This window comes from Pseudoalteromonas sp. ABE4_541 (genome assembly GCF_056312285.1).
Window position 1 is genome coordinate 59,385 of sequence record NZ_JBSVEM010000016.1, and the last position, 21,473, is coordinate 80,857.

General features: G+C 43.9%; 26 protein-coding genes. 5 read left to right on the forward strand and 21 right to left on the reverse strand.

Annotated features, from left to right (window positions below):
- Positions 1-4: 4 nt before the first annotated feature.
- The 20 genes from ACW689_RS15415 to ACW689_RS15510 form a co-directional block, all read right to left on the reverse strand.
- The gene (locus ACW689_RS15415) at positions 5-544 is read right to left on the reverse strand and encodes a phage tail-collar fiber domain-containing protein (RefSeq protein ID WP_476292843.1); all 540 of its coding nucleotides are present in this window, start codon (positions 542-544) and stop codon (positions 5-7) included.
- Positions 541-1,260, reverse strand: a complete 720-nt coding sequence (locus ACW689_RS15420; RefSeq protein WP_476292844.1) for a phage tail protein I — start codon at positions 1,258-1,260, stop codon at positions 541-543. Before ACW689_RS15420 ends, ACW689_RS15415 begins: the two co-directional genes overlap by 4 nt.
- Complete coding sequence (locus tag ACW689_RS15425; RefSeq protein ID WP_476292845.1) at positions 1,250-2,209, reverse strand: baseplate assembly protein; 960 nt, start codon at positions 2,207-2,209, stop codon at positions 1,250-1,252. The genes ACW689_RS15420 and ACW689_RS15425 overlap by 11 nt, the downstream gene beginning before the upstream one ends.
- A 160-nt stretch (positions 2,210-2,369) precedes the next feature.
- A complete protein-coding gene (locus tag ACW689_RS15430; protein ID WP_476292846.1) occupies positions 2,370-5,300 on the reverse strand; it encodes a hypothetical protein in 2,931 nt (976 codons plus the stop codon).
- Complete coding sequence (locus ACW689_RS15435; RefSeq protein ID WP_476292847.1) at positions 5,300-5,839, reverse strand: phage tail-collar fiber domain-containing protein; 540 nt, start codon at positions 5,837-5,839, stop codon at positions 5,300-5,302. Before ACW689_RS15435 ends, ACW689_RS15430 begins: the two co-directional genes overlap by 1 nt.
- A complete protein-coding gene (locus ACW689_RS15440) occupies positions 5,836-6,663 on the reverse strand; it encodes a phage tail protein I (RefSeq protein WP_476292848.1) in 828 nt (275 codons plus the stop codon). The genes ACW689_RS15435 and ACW689_RS15440 overlap by 4 nt, the downstream gene beginning before the upstream one ends.
- A gap of 4 nt (positions 6,664-6,667) precedes the next feature.
- Positions 6,668-7,657 carry a baseplate assembly protein gene (locus ACW689_RS15445; RefSeq protein WP_476292849.1) on the reverse strand — a complete coding sequence of 330 codons (990 nt, stop codon included), beginning with the start codon at positions 7,655-7,657 and terminating at the stop codon, positions 6,668-6,670.
- 237 nt (positions 7,658-7,894) lie between these two features.
- Complete coding sequence (locus tag ACW689_RS15450; RefSeq protein ID WP_476292850.1) at positions 7,895-8,356, reverse strand: hypothetical protein; 462 nt, start codon at positions 8,354-8,356, stop codon at positions 7,895-7,897.
- 11 nt (positions 8,357-8,367) lie between these two features.
- Entirely contained in the window at positions 8,368-9,138 is a 771-nt protein-coding gene (locus ACW689_RS15455) for a hypothetical protein (protein WP_476292851.1), read from the reverse strand.
- 223 nt (positions 9,139-9,361) lie between these two features.
- Positions 9,362-9,667 carry a hypothetical protein gene (locus ACW689_RS15460; RefSeq protein ID WP_476292852.1) on the reverse strand — a complete coding sequence of 102 codons (306 nt, stop codon included), beginning with the start codon at positions 9,665-9,667 and terminating at the stop codon, positions 9,362-9,364.
- 2 nt (positions 9,668-9,669) lie between these two features.
- Positions 9,670-10,548 carry a hypothetical protein gene (locus ACW689_RS15465; RefSeq protein ID WP_476292853.1) on the reverse strand — a complete coding sequence of 293 codons (879 nt, stop codon included), beginning with the start codon at positions 10,546-10,548 and terminating at the stop codon, positions 9,670-9,672.
- 70 nt (positions 10,549-10,618) lie between these two features.
- The gene (locus ACW689_RS15470) at positions 10,619-10,933 is read right to left on the reverse strand and encodes a hypothetical protein (RefSeq protein WP_476292854.1); all 315 of its coding nucleotides are present in this window, start codon (positions 10,931-10,933) and stop codon (positions 10,619-10,621) included.
- Between the two features lie 36 nt (positions 10,934-10,969).
- On the reverse strand, positions 10,970-11,494 hold the full coding sequence (locus ACW689_RS15475) for a phage tail-collar fiber domain-containing protein (protein ID WP_476292855.1): 525 nt from the start codon (positions 11,492-11,494) through the stop codon (positions 10,970-10,972).
- Between the two features lie 224 nt (positions 11,495-11,718).
- The gene (locus ACW689_RS15480) at positions 11,719-12,636 is read right to left on the reverse strand and encodes a phage tail protein I (protein ID WP_476292856.1); all 918 of its coding nucleotides are present in this window, start codon (positions 12,634-12,636) and stop codon (positions 11,719-11,721) included.
- Positions 12,637-12,645: 9 nt separating this feature from the next.
- Positions 12,646-13,470, reverse strand: coding sequence for a baseplate assembly protein (locus ACW689_RS15485; RefSeq protein WP_476292857.1), 825 nt, complete (start codon positions 13,468-13,470; stop codon positions 12,646-12,648).
- Positions 13,471-13,579: 109 nt separating this feature from the next.
- Positions 13,580-13,828 (reverse strand): hypothetical protein, encoded by a 249-nt coding sequence (locus ACW689_RS15490; RefSeq protein WP_476292858.1) that lies wholly within the window; start codon positions 13,826-13,828, stop codon positions 13,580-13,582.
- Positions 13,825-14,223, reverse strand: a complete 399-nt coding sequence (locus ACW689_RS15495) for a 3TM-type holin (protein WP_476292905.1) — start codon at positions 14,221-14,223, stop codon at positions 13,825-13,827. The genes ACW689_RS15490 and ACW689_RS15495 overlap by 4 nt, the downstream gene beginning before the upstream one ends.
- Positions 14,223-14,639: a glycoside hydrolase family protein gene (locus tag ACW689_RS15500; RefSeq protein WP_476292859.1), complete on the reverse strand. Its 417-nt coding sequence runs from the start codon at positions 14,637-14,639 to the stop codon at positions 14,223-14,225. The genes ACW689_RS15495 and ACW689_RS15500 overlap by 1 nt, the downstream gene beginning before the upstream one ends.
- A gap of 9 nt (positions 14,640-14,648) precedes the next feature.
- A complete protein-coding gene (locus ACW689_RS15505) occupies positions 14,649-15,020 on the reverse strand; it encodes a hypothetical protein (RefSeq protein ID WP_476292860.1) in 372 nt (123 codons plus the stop codon).
- Positions 14,998-15,273 carry a helix-turn-helix domain-containing protein gene (locus ACW689_RS15510; RefSeq protein ID WP_476292861.1) on the reverse strand — a complete coding sequence of 92 codons (276 nt, stop codon included), beginning with the start codon at positions 15,271-15,273 and terminating at the stop codon, positions 14,998-15,000. Before ACW689_RS15510 ends, ACW689_RS15505 begins: the two co-directional genes overlap by 23 nt.
- A gap of 587 nt (positions 15,274-15,860) precedes the next feature.
- On the opposite strand from ACW689_RS15510, the gene ettA reads away from it, so the two are divergent.
- From ettA to ACW689_RS15530, 4 genes are all read left to right on the forward strand, one after another.
- Positions 15,861-17,525, forward strand: coding sequence for an energy-dependent translational throttle protein EttA (gene ettA / locus ACW689_RS15515; RefSeq protein WP_476292862.1), 1,665 nt, complete (start codon positions 15,861-15,863; stop codon positions 17,523-17,525).
- 102 nt (positions 17,526-17,627) lie between these two features.
- Positions 17,628-17,984, forward strand: a complete 357-nt coding sequence (locus tag ACW689_RS15520; RefSeq protein ID WP_476292863.1) for a PilZ domain-containing protein — start codon at positions 17,628-17,630, stop codon at positions 17,982-17,984.
- Between the two features lie 170 nt (positions 17,985-18,154).
- Complete coding sequence (locus ACW689_RS15525) at positions 18,155-18,580, forward strand: hypothetical protein (protein WP_476292864.1); 426 nt, start codon at positions 18,155-18,157, stop codon at positions 18,578-18,580.
- Positions 18,581-18,671: 91 nt separating this feature from the next.
- Positions 18,672-19,595, forward strand: coding sequence for a M14 family metallopeptidase (locus ACW689_RS15530; protein WP_476292865.1), 924 nt, complete (start codon positions 18,672-18,674; stop codon positions 19,593-19,595).
- A gap of 45 nt (positions 19,596-19,640) precedes the next feature.
- Here ACW689_RS15530 and ACW689_RS15535 read toward each other — a convergent pair whose 3' ends face one another.
- Positions 19,641-20,213: a CBS domain-containing protein gene (locus tag ACW689_RS15535; RefSeq protein ID WP_476292866.1), complete on the reverse strand. Its 573-nt coding sequence runs from the start codon at positions 20,211-20,213 to the stop codon at positions 19,641-19,643.
- Between the two features lie 289 nt (positions 20,214-20,502).
- Here ACW689_RS15535 and ACW689_RS15540 point away from each other — a divergent pair, with 289 nt between their 5' ends.
- A complete protein-coding gene (locus ACW689_RS15540) occupies positions 20,503-21,459 on the forward strand; it encodes an FHA domain-containing protein (protein ID WP_476292867.1) in 957 nt (318 codons plus the stop codon).
- The last annotated feature ends 14 nt before the right edge of the window (positions 21,460-21,473 follow it).

A 21,473-nucleotide genomic window follows, 5' to 3' on the forward strand; every position in this document is an offset into this window, starting at 1 on the left:
GTGTTTAAACTCCTAAGGATAAAAGTCGTTCGTTAAATTCAAGTTGCCTGTAATTGGCAGCTATCTGCGCGCTGGCAATTTTGGTTTGCGCCAAGGTGATGGCCAATAGCTCTTCGCCTAAAAACAGGTTTAAATCGCCACTGCTGTTGACGTTTATGCTGTCGACTGGGGTGGCGCTGAGTACCAAGTCAAAGCTTTGGATCACCTGTGCCAGCGGGGTTTGATAAAACAGCACATCGGTTGGATGTGACCAAACGGCAAACAAGGTACCGTCTGATAAATAAAAGCCCACCTCTTTTACTGGGTACTCAGTGGTCGCAGTAAACTTGCCAGTTATATGTAGTTGGCCATTACCGAGGTTTTTGCCACCCGCGATAGAGACTCGGTTGACTTCTTTTTTTAACGCCACTTGCGTGCGCTGTGGTTGATAACCTTCTGTTCCCACCGCGATATGCGACAGTTCAATGCTGACATTGCTGCCTTTGGCTGTGACTGCCGCATTTAGCCCGGCTTGGGTGATCATTGGGGTATAGTTGTGACTCATTGACATACCATTGTTGTGTTGTTGATGAAATAGCTTAATTGCGCGGCTTGTAATTGGACCGGCTGACCTAGTTGTGTATCGGGCGTGGCACTGAAGTTTTGCCGTGTTACCACATCGGCTCTATGGGTTGATACCGCTGTCATTGATGTGGGCGTAAAAGCATAATGCGGCACTTGTGTCCAGGTATCGCGTTGCAGTTGCGTGCTACACCCCGTTGAGCCTAGTTGCGCCTCCGCTTTATGCGCACTTTTAATTTGCAGTTGCATTTGCACCCGCAGCGGCTTGGTGATCTCAATTGCGCGCCATAATTGCGCTTGCAGTTTAGGGGTAAGCTTAGAGCTGCCATCGTTGGTATTGTCTTGCGTGTTGGCAACAATTTTTGCGCTGTGAGATATACCGTCCGTTTGCCAGTCTTCTATCACCTCTGCTTTAACACCCAGTAAATCAATGGCTGTTTCAAGGGATTTTTTTGTGCCTTTAACACGGTGCATGGGCACACTGTCTTTGGCTACTTTGCGTTTGGTTTGCTCATCCCAGTGGTTATCCCAAATATCTACGCTCACACTGTGGGCGTACCAAGCTAAAAAGTGCTCGGGGCAATTATCTGGGTCCCACAACCAGGCATTATTGATGGGTGTTTGCTCAATACGTGCAGCGCTTTGCGAAATAGCCTGCTCTAGCAGGGAGCGGTTTACAGGCAATAAGTTATTCGACATAACGGCCACCCACGGTGACATTAAGCAAGGTGCAATGCGGCGCTTCGTTGGCTGCAACAACAATGTCGCTGGTGGGGCTGGTTACTTCAATTTTGTGCACCCCAGCCACATTTAACACTGCATACAAGCTTGAAAGCGGAATATCGCGACCCAGTTTATGTTGCGTGTTGAGCCACTCTCGGCATACCTGCTCTACTTGAGCAAGCACCGCTTGTTCTTCAGGCCCAGAATACAGGGTAAGCTCAGCGTGTAGCTCAAACTCTTTGATACTGGCCGACTTGACATGCACGATATCGGTCAATGGCCGAATGTCGTCTAGCTCAAGCCGCTTTGCCACATCATTGAGTATGTGTGGATTAGCCTTACCGTTTCCTTCGTCGGTTAAAATGGTCACAACCACATCGCCGGGCCTTGGCTTTTTAAGCCCAGCATATTTTGTTGTGTTTAACAAAAATGCGCTATCGGGCACATGGTCTTGAAGTTCAGCGGGTACGCTTTGGTGCTCAAATTGGGGGGCATCCACATGCACATCTTTAACCCGCTGAGAAGCTTTAAAGGCATGAAACACGTAGGCACCAGCAGGCCCTGCGGTACTAAACCCCTCAAGCGCTAATTGAATGCGTAAACGAAAACGTTCGTTGTCTTCACTTGGTTCACGGGTTACGCCAAACCGCATACCGAGATGATCCAGCTCTTTATCACTGGCTTTTGCCAACAGCACTTTTTCAGCAGCCTCGTTAACACGCTGGCGCAACAGCAGTTCTCGATAGGCAAAAGACTCTATGAGTTTAATGACCGGGTCGCTTGGCATATCTAACTCAAAGGCCGGATAACGCGTTTTAAAGTCATCAAGCATGGCTGTTTTGATGGCCTCAAAACTCAAGGGCTCAATCAGCTCCGGGGTGGGAAGTTGTTTAAAATCAATGGCACTAAAATTAGTTAAGCTCATATTACGCTCAAAGTTAACAAGGTTGTTCGTGGGTAGATTAGATGATGAAAATAGCAAGAAGAGAGTAAATAACTGCGGCAAGCAAGGTTGCTTACCGCAATGTGTTAGCCTTTTGCTAAGGCGATTATTGACGCTTTGTTTGTTCGCTCAACAATCGCAATTAATTATTGTGAGCAATGCCAATGGGGAATTGCGTGTGATGGCAGAACACTTTAACCGTGTTGCCGTTTAGGTCGGTTTTGACATCTTCACCATTGACCAGCGGAATGGTTTGGTCGTCTCCCCAACCACCCGAATACAATCTCAGTAGACTATATGCGTCACCTTCATTTGTGATTATCCCACCCGTATCTAACACCGTGTAACCATCAAAAGCAGTGGCGGCCCAAGTAAAGTTTGAGCTCGTTGCCATTGCAACCATAGCTCGATTGACACTCGCATTATCAAATCCTTTTAGAATATAGGTTTTACCTTTTTCTACTGATGCTACTTGACCTGCAGTAATGACAGTCATATTTGACAAATTAGGCTTTGTATAAACCATTTCAGCACCATGAAATTGCATGTAGAGCAAACCATTACTTTGCGTAATGCTATAAAGTGTTTTTACTGCTGGAGAATTATCATTTGGCGCATCAAGGGAGATTGCAGGGTGCAGTGGTTCGTCACCTACTCTTGCAGACCAGCTCAGTGTCTGATGTGGACTATAATATGTGTGCTTACTTAAGGGTAAAAACTCTTGAAAAAGCGCACTGTCCATTCTTTTCCCTATACTCTGTGTAAGGCTGAACTGCAGTTTATTTCCATACTCTTCCCTATATGCTTGAGTCGCATATACACTGCCTAAATCACCTAATACACGCTCACTCGATTGAGCATGAGTGAACACGCTTGCTGACTCATAACTAATTAGTGCAACTGTCGTTTGAGCAATGTTGGTGTTTAAGGAGCTTGCAATTAGATTGAAATTCCAGTCGATGCCATTTCTGACTTCCCACCCTGATTCACCATTATCGTTCGTAAAAGCAATGGCCATGTCTAAACCATTACTTGTTGTCGCTTTTCTATTTAGTTCATAGTTTTTCTCGCCATCTGGAATTTGTGGTATCCACTGCCCTACCACTCCATTAGGGAAAGTAGCAGCAATGTTTTGTGGTGTGCCGATGATATCTACCCAAGGCAGAGAATCGAATTTGCTCGTCATTTGCTCGCCATTTATTAGATAAATATCATCTCCAACCTGCCAGTCTAGTAAAGTGGTTGAACCGACATTCTGAAATCTGTTTTCTGGTAATATACCCGGCATATCAGAGGTATAAATATTGCCGTTGGATTCAACATATGTTGGGTAAAGTATATTGCCTCGAGTAATGTTGTATAAGTAACTAAATGGCCTATTGTGAGGTTCAATTTCATAACCATTTTGTGTATCGACAGTTCCAGACAAGTTTACGTAGTACTTACCTGCATATACAGTCGCAATTTCCAGCTTTTTTGCTTCCACAGTGGTAAATATCGTACTTTCTTTTCCGCGAAGTGTGCCTGCTACCGCTTTACGCATGGTTTCTTCACGTAGTTGGTTTACATCAAGTTTATTAGCGTTTAAGCGCAAATCTTCCACTAGGCCTGCATAAATTGCATCGTGATATTTATAGCGACCCGGTCGGCCTGTTTGTCCAGATGCGACAGTACAATGGTAAGGGTGACGACCTATACTCGATGGCGTTGGTAATTCAAAGCACCCGGCTTTACTCGGATAATAATTGCTTGGCAACGTATTCCAATGAAAATTAGCAACCCCCGTTTGAGTAAATTGCGCCGTGCCCATTGGGTTATAAACAGGGTGATAAGCACCTTGGTTTAGGCGTTGAACAAGAGCGATAGGGGTAGCGAAGCACTTGCCTAAAGTTATGCCTCTATCTCTCCAATAAGTTTCGCCAGCTCCCACAACGCTCAATCCATATTGAGGGTCATAAGTTCTGAATGATAAATTAATATTTGAGCTAGTTGTATTATAGTCCGGAAAATTATTTGATTTAGATCCTCGAGCAATAACGTGCTTTCCAGACGTGCTATCGGTCACAAATAAGTTGGAGCCTTTATTTGCTCCTTCATAAGATTGCCAATCATCACCTAACCCTTCAACTACACGCACTCGATAGCGTACTTGTACAAGCTTGTTAGTTTGAGCATCGTAATAAATATTGTGCTCTGGCTCGCTTAAAAATATCGCTTTTTGTGCATCTGTTAGTGCCGACCATTTAACACCATAGCCTTTGGTGTTTTGGTCCCATTCACCAAACGCGCAGTAGCCTTGTGCCACCAAATTATTAACGAGTGCAATGCCTTCATAGTCGCTTGCACCATATTGCACATTACCCAGCGGGTAAACGATGTCTTTTTCGCTGATATCTTCATGCCACGACTCTAAAAATACCAAGTCTTTTCGTGTGATGATGACTTTGTTGGTCGCTGTTTCTGATGAAAAAGCCGCTTGTGCATCGCTGTGTTGCGTCACTGTGTCGGTGGCTGAATCATAGGTTTTGGTGCCATCAGGGGCTGGCGGGAACAGGATATTGTTAAACCCATAATCTTTGTTCACAACTTGAGAAATATACTGCAAAACCCCATCTACCGACACTAATGATTCAAATGTTTTTGATAGCCCTGAAGCTTGATAGCCAGCACCTAAGCGCAAGGTATTTGTTTCAGTCAAACGTTCCCACAGTCCTTCGTTAATCGATAATGAAGATGCCAGGTGTTTCCCCCACTCAACAAACCCGCTCCCCGCATACTGCTGTTTTCGCTGTTTACGCAATGCATCAAACTGCACTTTAGTCATCGCGTGCATCCAAGGCTTAATGGCCTCTTCCATACGTGATTTAATGGTGTTGTTGACGGCCGCCGCATCGTTTTTTACTTTGTTTAGTGTGGTGGTAGTTGCCGATGACATCTCATTTTTGGCATCCACTACCGACTTTTCAATACGCGTCACTTGACTTTGTACCGCTTGGGTTAGTGCGTTACTTTTATTGGCAAGGTCAGCATTGGTGGTGTTGAGTTTTTGAATTTGTTGTTCGATTGTGCTCATTACAGCACTCCTTTTTGAGCAAGTTCTTGATAAAGTTTAACGGTGGTCAGGTTGGTTTCTAGCTGCGAGGCAAGCATGTCGGTTTGTACTTGGGTCATATGTAAAAACACATCGTCGTAATACAGGCGTAAGTCGCCATCATGCGTCACCGTAATGGCATCATGGGGCGCTGCGCTGAGTAATAGATCGAACCCCTGCACCACGGTGGCCATAGGCGTAAGGTAAAACAGCACGTTTTCAGGGTGTGACCAAACGGCAAATAGTGTACCGTCGGATAGATAAAAGCCGACTTCTCTCACGCTGTAACTGGTGTCACTGGTAAATTTACCCGAGACACGAAATTGGCCGTTTTTGTAGTCTACCCCTTCGCCTGTTGGCACACGGTCGCGTTCATTTTGTAACTGGGTTTGCGCTCTGGTAGGCGTGTAGCCTTTGTCACCCACAGCTATGTGGCTTAGGTGTACGCTCAACCCCTTTTCTTTGGCATTCACAGCGGCATTCAAGCCCGCCTGTGTAATGATAGGTTGGTAAGAACTCATGTTATTTCCATTGTTAATATTTGAAATGTGGTACTGCCTGACACCGTATCGACATACAAGTCAGACATATCGAATTGAATATCTTGATTTTGCTTTAAATTGCTGTGTGCAATGTGCAGTTGATTACCCGCACTGTTCGCATAAACCGTTACAGGCTCTAAAATCGGCTCGACATTTTGGCTAAGCTGTTGGGTTGCAAGTTGAATGTGGTTATTTCTGGCACTCACATAAAGGTTGTTCTGCTCAAATTGCCCGTCGGCATTTTGTTCAAGCGCAGCTTGGGTAATTTGTGTGGCCGTGCTCACTGGTGAAAAATACAGCTGGTTTTGCACAATATTGCCAATGTGAAAATCTATTTGCGTACGGGCTGGCTTGTTTGCCGCCACTGCACGCCAAAGTTGGGCTTGCAGCTTTGGGGTGATAAAAGTATCACCATTTTCATCTAGGTTATGGGTGGCTAAGGCCACAATGGTTGCCGTGTGGGGCGCCCTCCCTGTTTGCCACCACTCTTGCAACTCTAATTTCGCATCAAGCGCGCTGAGAGACTGTTTTAGCGCACCAAATGTACCTTTAATTCTGTGGCTTGGCACACTGTCTGCAATAACTTGGCGTTGTATATGTTCAGGCCAATGACTGTCCCATGCATCTACACTTAAACCATCCGCCAACCAAGGTAAAAAATGCTCGGGGCAACGCCATGGGTTCCACAGATGTTTTATCTCGACGGGCACCTTTTCAATTCGGGCGCTGGCTTGCGAGATCCCATGTTCAAAAGCATTGCTGTTGGTGGGCAAGAGCGGATCATAGTCTTGGTTTATTGACATTACTCTACGCTCCAACTGACAGCGCGATATTCTCACAAAAGGCCACTTCGTTTTGTGCCACAAAAATATCCGATGTAGGACTTGATAATTCAACCCGTTGTACACCAGCACCGTGCAATACCGCATACAACCCAGACAGTGAAATATCATGGTTAAATTTACGGTGCTGCTTAAGGAACTGTTTACAACTAGTCAGAATGGATGCGTGGACTTCTTCGCGCTCCATACCCGAATACAAATGCAACTTTGCTTTGATCTCAAAGCGTTTTACGTTTGGCTTAAGCAAGTTGACCCTGTCTGTTAAGGGTCGAACATTGTCTTGATTCAGCGCCTGATAGACTTGCTCCAGCACCGCATTTGAGGGCGTACCATCGCCTTCGTCACTGAGCAGAGTAATTGCGACATCACCAGGCATGGGGTTTTCTAGCCCCGCATTGTAAGTGTTAGTTAATAGCATGGTGTTCGGTGGCATATGCTCAGAGAGTGCCCCGGGGGGCTGTTGCATAATAAATTCTGGCGCTTCGATATACACATCTTGAATATGAGGTGACGCTTTAAAACAATGAAAAGCATATGCACCTTCAGGCCCTGCGGTGCTAAATCCTTCCAAAGCGAGCTTGATACGTTTTCTAAAGCGCTCGTCACTTTCAAGCGCGCCCGCACCATGCTCTGAGCCTTGCTCATCTGCTGTAACATGTGCGCGCGTCACACCAAAACGTTGACCCAAAAAGTCCAGTTCCTCTGCCGTTGCTTTGGCAAGCAGCACAGACTCAGCCCCTTCATTGATACGTTGGCGAACTAGTAATTCCCTATAGGCAAAAGTCTCGATGAGTTTGACCACGGGATCACTTTCATAACTGAGTTGAGCATTGGGGTAACGATCAGCAAAATCAGCCATAATCGCTGTTTTGATCTCATCAAAACTTAAAGACTCAATGATCTTGGGCGCAGGAAGTTGATTTAAATCGATGGCACTAAAGTTGGTTAAGCTCATGAAATACTCAAAGTTGATAGAATGACAATTGGAAGGAGTGCGGATAAAGTGAGATAGACATCCCTATCTTGTGGCGCTCCTTCAAATTATGTGTAACAGGTAGTGCCTTACGTTTAAGAGATCCTGACCTTCGTCAGGATGACAAAAGCGCGTATATCTGCACGCTTTTAGTCTCGGCGAAGTTTTTTGAGGATCTCATAACACTTAAACGTTCAGCGTTGTCTGCTAAAAGGCACTTTATTCGCCCTTAAGCACGTGGCTTACACCATTTGCGCGTTGGCTGATTTCACCCATCACTTGCGCTTGGCCTTTTACTTGGTATGGGAACTGTAAACTGCCCTCAGTCACTTGTTGCTCAATGCCACCAATGGCGGCTTTAAGCGATTCGGTTGACGCGCGCATTTCTGCCAAGCTATTAGCAACACTTAGTTTATTAATAAAGCCACTTAGCTCATTAAGCAGAATATGCGTGGTGTCGGAGGTGGTGCCAAGCAGTGAGGCGTTATCAGCAACCTGTTGATTGATTAATTGGCGAGAAGCAATGCGGGTTTGTGCATCCTGTTCAGCTTCTGTTAGTTGCACTTCAAAGGTGGCTGCTTCACCAAATTGTTCTAACACCAGCTGCGCAGTCACATGCTCTGGAGTGTTTGGATTATAAAACAGATCTACTTGTTGATTATTTACGATTAATTTAGCCATGGTTACTCTCCTTAGTCATATGCATTTTGGTCAGCGTCGCCAAGATATGGGAACTGGCCCCATTGTCCTTTTGACAGATCTACATCACCCGTTACAACCGCAGGCAATGCGACTTGGATAATGCCGGTTTCGGTTTCTGGTTTGCCCTCTCCTCGCACATACGGGTGACAATGAGAATAACCATTACGCAAAGTGCCAACTCCATATGTATGACCACAAAGCTTTGCTGGTTCCCCCGCTTTCAAGCCATGACACCACCAGTTATCCGGCACAACGCCTTTTATATGCTTGACTACTCCTGCAATGGTCATGTGCGTAGGCGCTCTGAAATACTGATACATCAAGTAGGCATATAAGTTGGTATTCTCTCCGCGTCTATTCGGGTAGTACTCCAACTCCCAAATTTTAAAGCTATTGGCAAAATACTTACGATCAGAGTTTATTGCTTGCAAAAACTCACGTGCCAATGCTGAACGCTGCTCTGGCTCCACGCCTGTAGTGACCGTTTCAACGACTTTTGCGCTTTTTACGTAACCACCGCTCCAATATTTTGGAAAGGTGCCTTCATCGTTTGCGATCAATGCTTGGTTTTTTGTTAATCGAAAGTGAGACTGTTTGTCTCGGGCTGAATTGATATAGTTATTTACTTGCTCAATGTAGCCATCCACTTTGACTTTGGACTGTGCCACCTTGGCATCAATATCGGTGATTTTGTTATCTACAATGGTTGTGAGGTCATTTGAGGCCTCGATTAATTTGGCAATATCTTGTTCTAAAGCCATTGTTTTTCTCCAACTAATGGTTGCCATACTGCAAAATTGGCAGGGTTAAAATAAAAAACCCGCTAATAGCACAACTCCAATCGCGTATAAGATCCTGACCTTCGTCAGGATGACTAAAGAAGATGTATCTCACACATTCGTCATTCTGAACTTGTTTCAGAATCTGATAACACTTAAAGGGGAATATTGGGCTAGTAAGCGGGTTTATTTGGTTTAAAAAAGGTTATTCAGGTTTCGCGTAAGTCGCTTTGATGGCGTTTCTTTGTGTTAGCCATGCGTCTTTTGCGGCTGTGGCCTGCTCTGAAGATTCACCAAACTCAGTCACTGCAGCCATATAATCAAAGAAAAGATAATCACTTTCTTTGCTATATTGGGCGCGTCTAAGTGTTTGCACCTCTTGTTCGTCAAAGATTAGCTCGTAATCCTCAGATGCGACTTCTGCTTGCTTTGCGATGTGCGCGGCATGCGCCGCATCTTTAATACCACCAGCGAAAATTCTTTGTGTAGAAATTTGTTTTAAAACAGCCATGATTATACTCCTTCGCCAATTGCTGGTGCTGTGTGTGAATAGGCATGACCCACACTATCAGCCCAAATCATATTGCTTCCGTGATCACCCGTGCCAACGTATGGTAAGGCAACGGCAACTTTCATTTTCCCAAGACCTCTAAAAATTGGTTGGTGACACCCGCCCCAACCTTGGCGAGTATTACGTTTATATTGCCAACCTTTTCCCTTATCATCAGCATTAACTCTAATTGTTGCTGAACGATTTGAAGATGGATAAAACTCCAAGCTACCTGATTGTTCTATAACGTTAATCCAGCAATTTGCTTGGGTTAAAAACTCACCTTTGTTCCAGCCTGTAAACGAAGGGCAACCTTGATTAAGTACGAAAAGCAAGCCTAAGTTTTCATCCGTCGTCATACCTTTGGTCAACTCGACATCAAATAGCAGTACTTTAAAATCACTGCCATAAAAAGGCTCCGCTTCTGAACGATACACCCCAATCGCACGATGAAATTCGCTATTCGGCGTCAGACCATAGTCAGCCAACATCTTGTTAGTTAACTTTGTAACGGTTGCTGTACCCTCAGTTCCTTGATAATAAAAACAGCTCCACGGGGCGGCATGCGATTGCATTACATCTACTGCTACGCCATCCTCATGACTCGCATTTATTTGCGCGAAATACTTAGTATCGGACAGGTTATTTGGTGCAAGCGGCAACGCTTTTTGAAAGCTCGCGATTTTTGCATCCACCGCCTGCTCTTTGGCTGTCAGCCGATTGTCTACCTCTTGAGATTTTTGGTTTAATGTTGTCGTGATATCTTGGATTTTGCCATCCACTGTTTCGGTCAATTTATCCGTTGATTCTATCAACCGACCTATATCTTGCTCTAATGCCATGATATTTCCTTTTGTTTTTTAAAAATAAAAAACCGCTCAAATGCGGCCTTGTTTATTCATTTTTTTGTATCTAAAGTGAGTCATCGTAGTATCGTGCCTGAATTGCAGTACGTGCATCCAGCCATTGTTTTTTTGCGCCAATGGTTCGTTCATGACTGTCACCAAATTGCGCTTGCATGGCCAAATATTTAAATGCAAGTCCGTCGGACTCCACTTGATATGCATGACTTCTAGCCGCATTACACTGAGCTCTTTTTTGGATCTGTTTAGCTTGTTCAAACGCAGCTTTCGAAGCTAAAGGCACACATTGTGTTCCCAGTGCCTGAGTATTCTCATCCGCTTGCTCATTTTGTGTATTGATTGCCATTTGTTGTAATTCCTGCATCGTTATCCTTCCTCTCACTTATTGATACAAAATTATTTAAAGTACACCCGCGTCCATCAACGCAAACTTTTGTTTTAGATGACGTGCCATATTGCCGATTTGCGCAGCACCTAGTTTGGCAAGCTCTGGGGCAATTAAAATGTTGAGGTTAACGCCCTGATCGATCACCGTGATTGAGTCTGCCGGTACACCTGTTAGCACCAGATCAAACGCTAACAGTAAGTCCACTTCTGCTGACTTGTAAGCAATGGGTTTATCGGGGTTTGAGTAAACCGCAAACAAAGTGCCGTCTTCTAAATAAAAGCCAACTTCGTTGACCCAAAAGTTGTTGTCCGTGTCGTCAATCACACTCATGTGAATTTGCGCGTTGCCTTTGTCTTCACCGCTGGCAACGGAAATTCGATGCACTTCCGCTTGTAACGCACTGCGACTTTGATCAGGCGTATAGTTGCCCGTACCTAAGCCGATTTTGTTAATTTTGGCTTGAAAGCCATTTTTGTCTGAATTAAATACCGCTTCTAATCCGGCGGTGGTGATGGTTGGCCGTAAAATTGTGCTCACTGCACACACTCCTTATTTCTATAGAATTTAAGCAGTTATTGGCATTAAGCGTGGTAAATTACACCTCTGTTTGTGTGCCGCTAGGCTGTGTGTATGCAAGAACCAACTGACGTGTTTGCCCAAGATAACTACTTGGCTAGATGTCAGTGTGCCAAACGTTTGTTTCGCGCACTGAATCAAATAGGTTAAAAGCTCTTCCCATTAGGGCTGCCAGTTCCGTTGACTTAGCTATGATCTGAATTATCGATTTCTGTGTTGAGGTAAAAGCGCCCGACGCTGTAGCGGCGATTACTGATGTGGCCGCCGAGTGCAAACTCCGATTGCAAGTAATAACATCCTGCGGGCAGCTTCTGGTCACTTTCCATGTAAAAGCGCCCAACCGTATGGCGTTGATTATTTAAATGCACACCGAGCGCTAGGCTGTCTTGTAGCCTCGCTTCAACGGCTTTGGTTGCGCCTCTTTGTCGGTTGACGGCATAACGACCTAAGCTTGCTGTCGTCAACCCTGCGGTAATTTCACTCGGTGCCGCTTTGACGGGAATCGTGTCGTAATTTATGCGACCAACCTGCAAACCACTGGTGGTGGTTGCCACCTTGATACCTAAATCCAGTTTAGCGCCAACTAAAAATTTAAAATGTGCACGCTGTGGTTTGGTATACGTCGTGACACGCTCAATTGCTTCGTACATCTCCTTTGAAAGCGATACTTGCTCGCTGGTATATACCTGCTCATTGGCCCAAGTAATAAAGGTAAAAGTATTGGGTTCTTTACTGTGCACTGGCACCAATGAGGTGTCATCCACATCTTCAAACCACTCGAAAAACTCCATTACCACGCCCAGCGATTTAAGCGCTTGTTTTACCGATCCTACCGTGCCCTTGTGTTTGTGGATCGCCACGGAGTTTTGGATCAAAGCTCGCTTGGCATCAACAGGCCATGCTTCATCCCATTCATCCACCGATAGGCTCCAAGCTAACCAAGGTAGCAGCGTCTCTGGGCAAGTGCTAGGGTCCCAGTGTTTTGCTACATAATCAGGTATCGACTTGCTCGGTTCAAAGGTAGATGCTTTTTCCAGAGCTTGCTCAAATGAACTGCCATTAGGTGGTAACAAGGAAACAAATGTTGCTTTTTCATCTTTCATTGGCTGCTCCTAAAAGTACGCAATATCGATCACATCTGCCACAGCGGCTTCGTCCTGTTCGCAAATTACATCATCTACTGGTGAGCTTAATTTCACCTTTCTCACACCCGCTTGGTGCAAGGTATCAATAATGCCCGAATGCGGCACTTCTTGACCAAGTCGATAATGCTCACGAACAAAGGCTGCAAGAGCGCTATTTATCTGTTCTTTCACCAGCGTTTCATCAGCAATTTCATGCAAGTGCACTTGGGCTTTAATTTGGTATTTTTTCGGTTCAACTTTGTGCACCTGCACATAGTCAGTCAACGGTCGAATATCGTCGTCATTTAAATAGGTGCGTACTTGTTCAATCAGTGGGTCTGCCTGTGCATTTTGCTCTGGCAATACTTTTACATCAACAAAGCCTGGTTTGCTGGAATACACATACACATCTCTTACATCTGGGGATGCGGCCATGGTATGGTATTCGTATGCGCCCATGGTACCTGCCATGCTATGGCTTTCAAGCGATAAAGGTATGCGCGCGCGATAGCGCTCATCGCTTTCGCCCGCCGCTCGTTCGACTCCGAAGAGTACACCAAGATGATCAAGATCATTATCTTTTGCATACGCAACCATCACTGAACGCGCTGCATCATTGATTCGCTGACGGAGCAAAAGCTCTCGCATTGCCGCGATTTCCAGCAACTTTATAGCTGGATCTGACACCAATGGGGTGTAATCGGGCTGTGCTTCAAGCAATGCATCGTACATTTGCTGATATATCATTTCGTAATTTAAGTCTTCAATCACATCTGGCTTGGCCAAGCGTGATAGCTCAATTGCATTGTTCACAGGTAACTCCTTAGGACATAGCTGATCATTATTCAGCTTGGTTTGCTCAGAATGGCTGCACGCGAAATGGTGCTTAAAATGTGTTTAGTGGTGGATTGAAAACTTGTACTTAGTTGCTGCGAGGATTACTGCCAAGCAAGGTATCAAGTTTCTTGTCGATTGAATCTAATCGTTTTTCAATACGTTTTTGGTCTTCATTGCGGATCTGCTTTAGATGGCTCAGCTCTTGGGTATTGGTGGTGATCCGTTTATCCAAGTCGCTTAAATAAAGTATTCCCGATACTAACAATGTGACCGTAGTAATAATGTGGGCTAAATTGAGCTCCTTCTTCATTTGCCAATGTTCTGGTTGACTCACTTAGCAACTCCGTTAATTTTCTCTACTGTTCTCAATCCCGCTAGGCCTAACATGCCAAGCGTCAGTTCAAGCATCACCTCTAATGGTAGCTTTGGGGCACCTATTTCTGGCCATAACCATTGTAAAATTGGATTTATGACAAAAGAAAATAAAAACCCAAAGCCACATACCCAAAGTAGAAATGGTCTTGCACCGGCAACAAACACACTGCGATGTGATGCACTCATGGCGTTTATTTGCGCCTGCACTTGCGCTGACTTGGCCACTAAACGCGCTTTGAGCAAGTTTTGTTTGAGTACCTCTTCTTCGCTCGTGAAAAGTTCGTCCAGAATATTGCCCACTGTTTGAATTGGATCTTGGGTCGTTGTGCTAAATATTTTGCTCAGTAGTCCCATCACTGCCAATCTCCCGTTAGCATTTGCTTAGCAAGCTCATTGGCACGATTAGGAACTTGATTGGCCCAGCGACTATTGAGCATCTCCAGTGCGGCTTGCTCGTAATTACCCAACTCAACATGGTGGAGCATCTTCTTAAAGCCCATTAAGCCACTTAAGCCCAAATTGAATGCCATATTAACTAACACTGCAAGGCGTGCTTCATTGCACTTACTTACATCAATGCGACGTTTTACGCCCGCTTTGGCTTCTTGAACATCCTTAGCCAATAGTTGCTCAGCCTCTTCTTCATCCACTCCATTGTCATCTAAGTTACGTCCATACCCTATGGTTAATTTCCCTCCCGTACAATAATAAGGGTACTGTTTGTACCCTTCGTGTTTTTTGATCTGCTCGACCGTGATCATCAGCGACATATCGACTCCTTATACACTGTTAAGGTTGGCCGAAAATTCGGCCAACAAACTCCGTTCAGCTTTAACTAACCAAAATTCTGCTGAACGCTTTGAGTCAAATCCAACGAGTTTTGCCGCTTCAGCTAAAGTGCCAGTCATTAAATAACGTGCTCGTATCGCACGAATGCACTCGGGTCTTAAAGCCGCAATAAGTTGGGTTACTAACTCAATTTCTTTTGGAACCGACATCGCGTCAGCCCCCATGCTACCGCCTGTCGGTTTACCATTTACATCACTGATTGAAGTAGCCCGAAACCCTTTGCCAAACTCTCTAGAACGCCAAAAGTTACCCCAGCGCTTCAGTGCTGTACGCACTTGCTTAATTGTTATATGTGTCGTCATGATTAATTTTCGCCATTACTTCTAAAATATCTAATAGGTATACGTCTTCAACGAGGCTGATCACATCATTCCAGCGAGGATCAAATTCTCTATTTTCCCAGCGCCTTAAAGTACGCTCTTCAATGCCATAGCTTGCGGCCGACTCTGCCTGAGTAAACCCTCTCAAATTACGTGCATAGCGCAATATTTCACCACCACGAGGGGTTTTTCTTGGGGTAAAAATACGTCCAGAGTTGACGGGTGATTGTTTCATTACGATTCCTTTTAATTTCTTAATATATTGAATCACCGCTGGATACCTTTGACTGCTCAGTACGAGACTTTCCAAAATGAGTATATTCAGCGAGGTAGCACAATTGGATGGAACGCCATACAACACTAAGGTGGTCATCACCACACTCTCTATTCCATAGAGTTGTGGTTAAAAAGCGCCTTAGAGATTGGCAAAATAATCAACTCAGTAAAGGCCAAAAATCGTCATCGCAGGCATGGTGAAGCAACTGAGCGAAATGTTGGAACGATATTCCGGCTAATAATGGGAAACTTGATTATTTACAATTTCTCTAAACAATTGTTCTCAATGTAGGCTAATCTTACCGTTTTCTTGGTCCTTAAACAGGTCAAATATGACCTACTTTTATAATCTTATTAATTAGCTATGAGAAAATTCATATGTGAATAAAAACCAGACAGGTAATACACATTTGTTAAATAATAGGATGTAACTAAAATCTGAAAAAACACTCACCCTTTTGTCATAGTTATACTCCTAAAACATTGCCCCCACGCGATGCTTTCACTAAAATAACGCCCAAATAACATAATCAAAATTGGAACCTCATGGCTCAATATATTTATACGATGTCTAGGGTGAGCAAAGTTGTGCCACCTAAAAGAACCATCTTAAAAGATATTTCTCTATGCTTTTTCCCAGGCGCTAAAATCGGTGTTTTGGGTTTAAATGGTGCGGGTAAATCAACGTTACTACGCATTATGGCGGGTATTGATAAAGAATTTGAAGGTGAAGCTCGCCCGCAGCCTGGTACGAAAATTGGTTACCTTCCTCAGGAGCCTGTGCTTGATGAAAGCAAAACGGTTCGCGAAACCGTAGAAGAAGCCGTCAGCGAAGTGAAAAATGCGCTGGCGCGTTTGGATGAAGTGTATGCTGAGTACGCTATGGAAGATGCGGATTTTGATGCGCTAGCAAAAGAGCAAGGCCAACTTGAAGCAATTATTCAAGCTCATGACGGTCACAACATTGATAACGTGCTAGAGCGTGCAGCAGACGCGTTACGTTTACCTGAGTGGGACGCAAAAATTGAGCACCTATCAGGGGGTGAGCGTCGCCGTGTTGCTATCTGTCGCTTATTGTTAGAAAAGCCAGATATGCTATTACTCGACGAACCAACCAACCACTTAGATGCTGAGTCTGTAGCTTGGTTAGAACGCTTCTTACATGATTACGAAGGTACTGTAGTGGCTATTACCCACGACCGTTACTTCCTTGATAACGTTGCGGGTTGGATTTTAGAACTTGACCGTGGTCATGGTATTCCTTGGGAAGGCAACTACTCTTCTTGGCTTGAGCAAAAAGATGCACGTTTGAAACAAGAAGAAAAGTCAGAGAAAGCACGTCAAAAATCAATTGAGAAAGAGCTTGAATGGGTACGTTCAAACCCGAAAGGTCGTCAAGCTAAATCGAAAGCTCGTATGGCTCAGTTTACTGAGATGCAGCAAAGTGACTACCAAAAACGTAACGAGACCAATGAACTGTTTATTCCACCAGGTCCTCGCCTTGGTGATAAGGTAATTGAAGTAAATCACTTAAATAAGAGTTTTGGTGATCGTGTACTTATTGACGATTTAAGCTTTAGCGTTCCTAAAGGCGCAATCGTCGGAATCATCGGCGCCAACGGCGCGGGTAAATCAACTCTTTTCAAAATGCTCAGTGGCCAAGAGCAACCGACAGGTGGTGAGATTGTCATTGGTGACACCGTTGAGTTGGCAACCGTTGAGCAGTTCCGAGACAACATGGGTGAAAACAATACCGTATTCCAAGAGATCTCGAATGGCCAAGACATTCTTAAAATTGGTAACTTTGAGATCCCTAGCCGTGCCTATGTTGGTCGCTTTAACTTCAAAGGCAATGATCAGCAAAAGTTTGTTAAAGAACTGTCAGGTGGTGAACGCAACCGCTTACATTTAGCCAAATTATTAAAGGCCGGTGGCAACGTTATCCTTCTGGATGAGCCAACCAACGACTTGGACGTTGAAACACTGCGCGCGCTAGAGAACGCAATTTTAGAGTTCCCAGGTTGCGTAATGTGTATTTCCCACGACCGTTGGTTCCTAGACCGTATCGCCACGCATATACTTGATTACCGTGACGAAGGCCAAGTGAACTTCTTCGACGGTAACTATACCGAATACGAAGAGTGGTTGAAAAAAACATACGGCGCTGACGCTGCCGAGCCAAAACGTATTAAATACAAAAAAATTGGCTAAACTTGCTTGTTAAGCCCCGATGATTCGGGGCTTTTTATTTGCTATTACTGGAGCTTAGCAACTATGCTTATGACTAGGCGATCCACATAGGTAGGAGCAAGCATGAAAGACAGAAGACAATTTAGCCGTGTGCTTTTTTCTACACCAGCGTTGTTAATGACAGCCAGCGGCGATTACAGCTGCCAAGTGATCGACCTTTCTCTCAAAGGCGTTTTGATTTCACACCCAACCGGTTATGTGCCTCTAAGAGATGAATCTGCCAGCATCAAAATTCATCTACCCGATAGCGACATTGTGATCTCAATGGAAGGTGAAGTACGCCATATTGAAGCTGACCATATTGGCATTCATTGCAGCCAAATTGATTTAGACAGTGTCACGCATCTAAAACGCCTCATTGAGCTCAATCTTGGTGACGATGAAGTTTTACACCGAGAGTTGGAGCATCTACTGCGCTAAACTCGCTGCTCTGACCGAAAGCCGGTAAAGATATAACGACACACCTCTTGATTTGGCCCCTTACCCTGAACGCGTTAAAAGCGCTTGTAATCCTCTTCATATTTTATCCACTTTACAACAATAAAATGTAGTGCATTAAATACCTGTTTGAATCGAGGCTAACTTATTTTATGAAAGAATTTAAACTTCAAGCGAATGTTGCCTTTTATGCATTTGTTGGACTTGTGACATTTTTATTATTTTTAATTGCAACGTATGCTTCTGGGTATGGATATGAGGCGCTCACTCATAGCATATTTATCGTGCTGATTGCAGCCATCGCCTGTGTAAACTTTAACCTACTGATGACAATTAGTGGCAAACGGGTGGCAAGCTTTTGTGCTAACGGTTTGTATTACATCACGCTATTAGGGAGAAGAAAGTATATTTCTGGCGAAGAAATTTCCGATATTAAGATTAAAAAAATATGTGCGATTAGCATAACCCACGTACAACACAATAACGGCAGCATTTACTTTTTAAGCTTTCAATTTACCCGTAATCAAGAGCTTAAATTAAGACAGTTTGGCTATTTAACCTCAGCTGCACATAAGTGAATTATGTGAGCTGCGCATGACGTCGCAGTTATTTGCACAACTACGATAAAAAACTTAGGATGACATTTTTTACTCGTGCTAAGAGGTAACAATGTCGCAACCATACCCTATCGGAGAGGCTGGTAAGCCCTGGCAAAATGAGCATAAAGTACAGTGGCAAAAACAACAACGCATCACTAGAAGCTATCATGCAGATGTAGTACAACAAGTTCAAAACCTGCCTGAACATTTATCGGTTGAACAGTATGCCACTTTGGAATATGCGCCAGCGCAATACCCTCTCTTTGCTATAAAAACAAAAAATTGGGATAGGAGTAAAGGAACCGTACTGGTAACAGGGGGCGTACACGGTTATGAAACCAGCGGCGTGCATGGTTCGCTTACCTTTGCAAAAAATAACACGCTTCAATATAGCGAGCACTTCAATTTGCTCATTTTGCCCTGCATAAGCCCTTGGGGCTACGAAACCATTAATCGCTGGAACCCCAACGCAATTGACCCAAATCGCTCGTTTTACGAGAACTCACCTGCCGATGAATCTCGTTTTGCGATGCAATACTTACGTTCTCTTGATTGTGAGATTTTATGTCATGTAGATTTACATGAAACAACCGATACCGATAACACCGAATTTAGGCCTGCATTGGCAGCAAGAGATGGTGTAACACATGACAACTGGAATATCCCCGACGGTTTTTATTTGGTTGGGCACACACAAAAACCACAGGCTGAGTTTCAAAAGGCCATTATTGATAAGGTATCGAGCGTGACACAAATCGCTCCTGCTGACGAAAATAATAAACTGATTGGCGTACCACTCGAGCAATTTGGTGTGATTAATTACGACGGCACGGCTCTAGGCTTATGCATGGGTATGACTGACGCGCCTTATGTGACCACCACTGAAGTTTATCCTGACGGACAAACTGCAACACCACAAAACTGTATTGACGGACAAGTTGCGGCAATAGAGGGAGCGCTAGGCTTTCTGCTCATGAACAAGCTGTTATCATAAGCCTATAAACTAACGCAAGATGTGCTGCTCACATCTTGCGCTTGGTTAAGCGGTCATCTCCTCATGGCCATGAATGATGGCAAAAATTTCTTTGAAAGAGTGGGCTTTGTTAAAGATATTAACCGGAATGTGCAGGGCTCTTGCGATATCACTTGCAGAGATCATACCTCTCAAGCCACCATGCTTGTTGACCAGTAATACATGTTGCTGACCGATTTCTTTAAGTGTTTCAAGTACATCACCTATTTTAGCGTCTTTTACAGCACTGTAAGCAATAGCATGTAGGTCTGATTTCGCGGTCATTAAATCTTCTACGGTTAAATCACTGCGAGACTGGCTACGTTTTTGGGCCGTACTGAGCACCTTTCTGCCAGTTAAGTCTTTCGAATTCACAACGCCTAAAAAAGTATCATCGTGATCGATGACTAGTTTGGACCTCACATGACCATTAATCATCATGTATAAAGCATGGTCAATATCAACATCTTTTAAAATCACTTGAGGAACACGCCTTGTAAAATCAGTGACAATTCTAAGTGCGCTAGAATCTAACGTTAAACGCTCAGAATCAAAATGGTCGCAGAAACTGTACACTCCCGTTAATTTTACGGTGTTCATTTTTTTAAATTCACCCACTAAGCCCTCACGGAAACCACCAGCAAATCATTTATGAAATATGGTTTATTTTGCAATAATGCGCAAGGTGGGATTTTTATTAATTTTGTAATGTGATGTAATTGGCTTACAGCACAGAATTTTCTAAAATACTCAATGATATATTTAACTTGTGTTTGGATGATTTGTTAATGAACTTGAAGGATAAAACCATTTTTAACAAACATATAAGACAGTACTAATGTGAGCAAAGCGCTATTCAAGCACACCTATCTGAATGTAAGGACATATAATGGCTTATCTTATTGACGAACAAAAACTCAGCAAAGTTTACTTAAAAAGCTACCATACCGTAGGCCGTTATAAGTTCAATGTTGATACCCTTATTGACCAACCCGGTGTGTCACGCCATCACGCTATTATCGAGCTCTCTCATGATAAATGGCTACTCAGAGATGTGAGTACCAATGGAACATGGATTAACGACAAGAAAATCGATAAAAACTTACCTTACCAACTGTGTGAGAATGACAAAATTGATTTTGCCGCACCTGGGCAAAATTCATTTGTAGTTGCTAACTTAAGCACTCAATGCCAGTATCTAGTGTCTCAGGATGAAGAGTCAAAAGTCATTGAAGTATCAGACCAACTATTACTGCCTGATGAAGAGAGCCCTACACATATTATCTACTATGACTCAATGTTAAGTTATTGGTTTTTAGAAGATTTAAATACCAGTGACAGACAAGCATTAATCGATGGTGGATTGCTCAGTGCGTTTAATCGCCAATGGGTGTTTTATTGCGCGGGAAAGGCTGCAATGACCAAACACCTAGACAGTCAACCAACAGTCAAACCCTGTGGTCTATCATTTTCGGTAAGCCAAGATGAAGAAACGACCCAGTTAGCGGTTGAGCTAAATGGCCAAGTGATAGACTTAGGGGTTCGTACCCATCACTATTTGCTACTACTGTTAGCGCGTTTACGTATTCAAGATAAAGATGACGGCTTAGAGCTTGAACAACAAGGTTGGATCTATCGAGAGGACTTGATTAAGGCTTTGGGCGTACAGATGAATCACATGAACATTATGGTTCACCGTGCCCGTAAGCAACTCACCGATGCTGGTGGCGTTGATTTTCCTGAACTTGGCTACCTGATCGAAACTAATAACGGTAAATTAAGGCTCAATAGTCAGGATATTACGATCATTAAAGGTCATAAACTAGAAACGCGTATGACCATTTAATTATGTGACTCAAA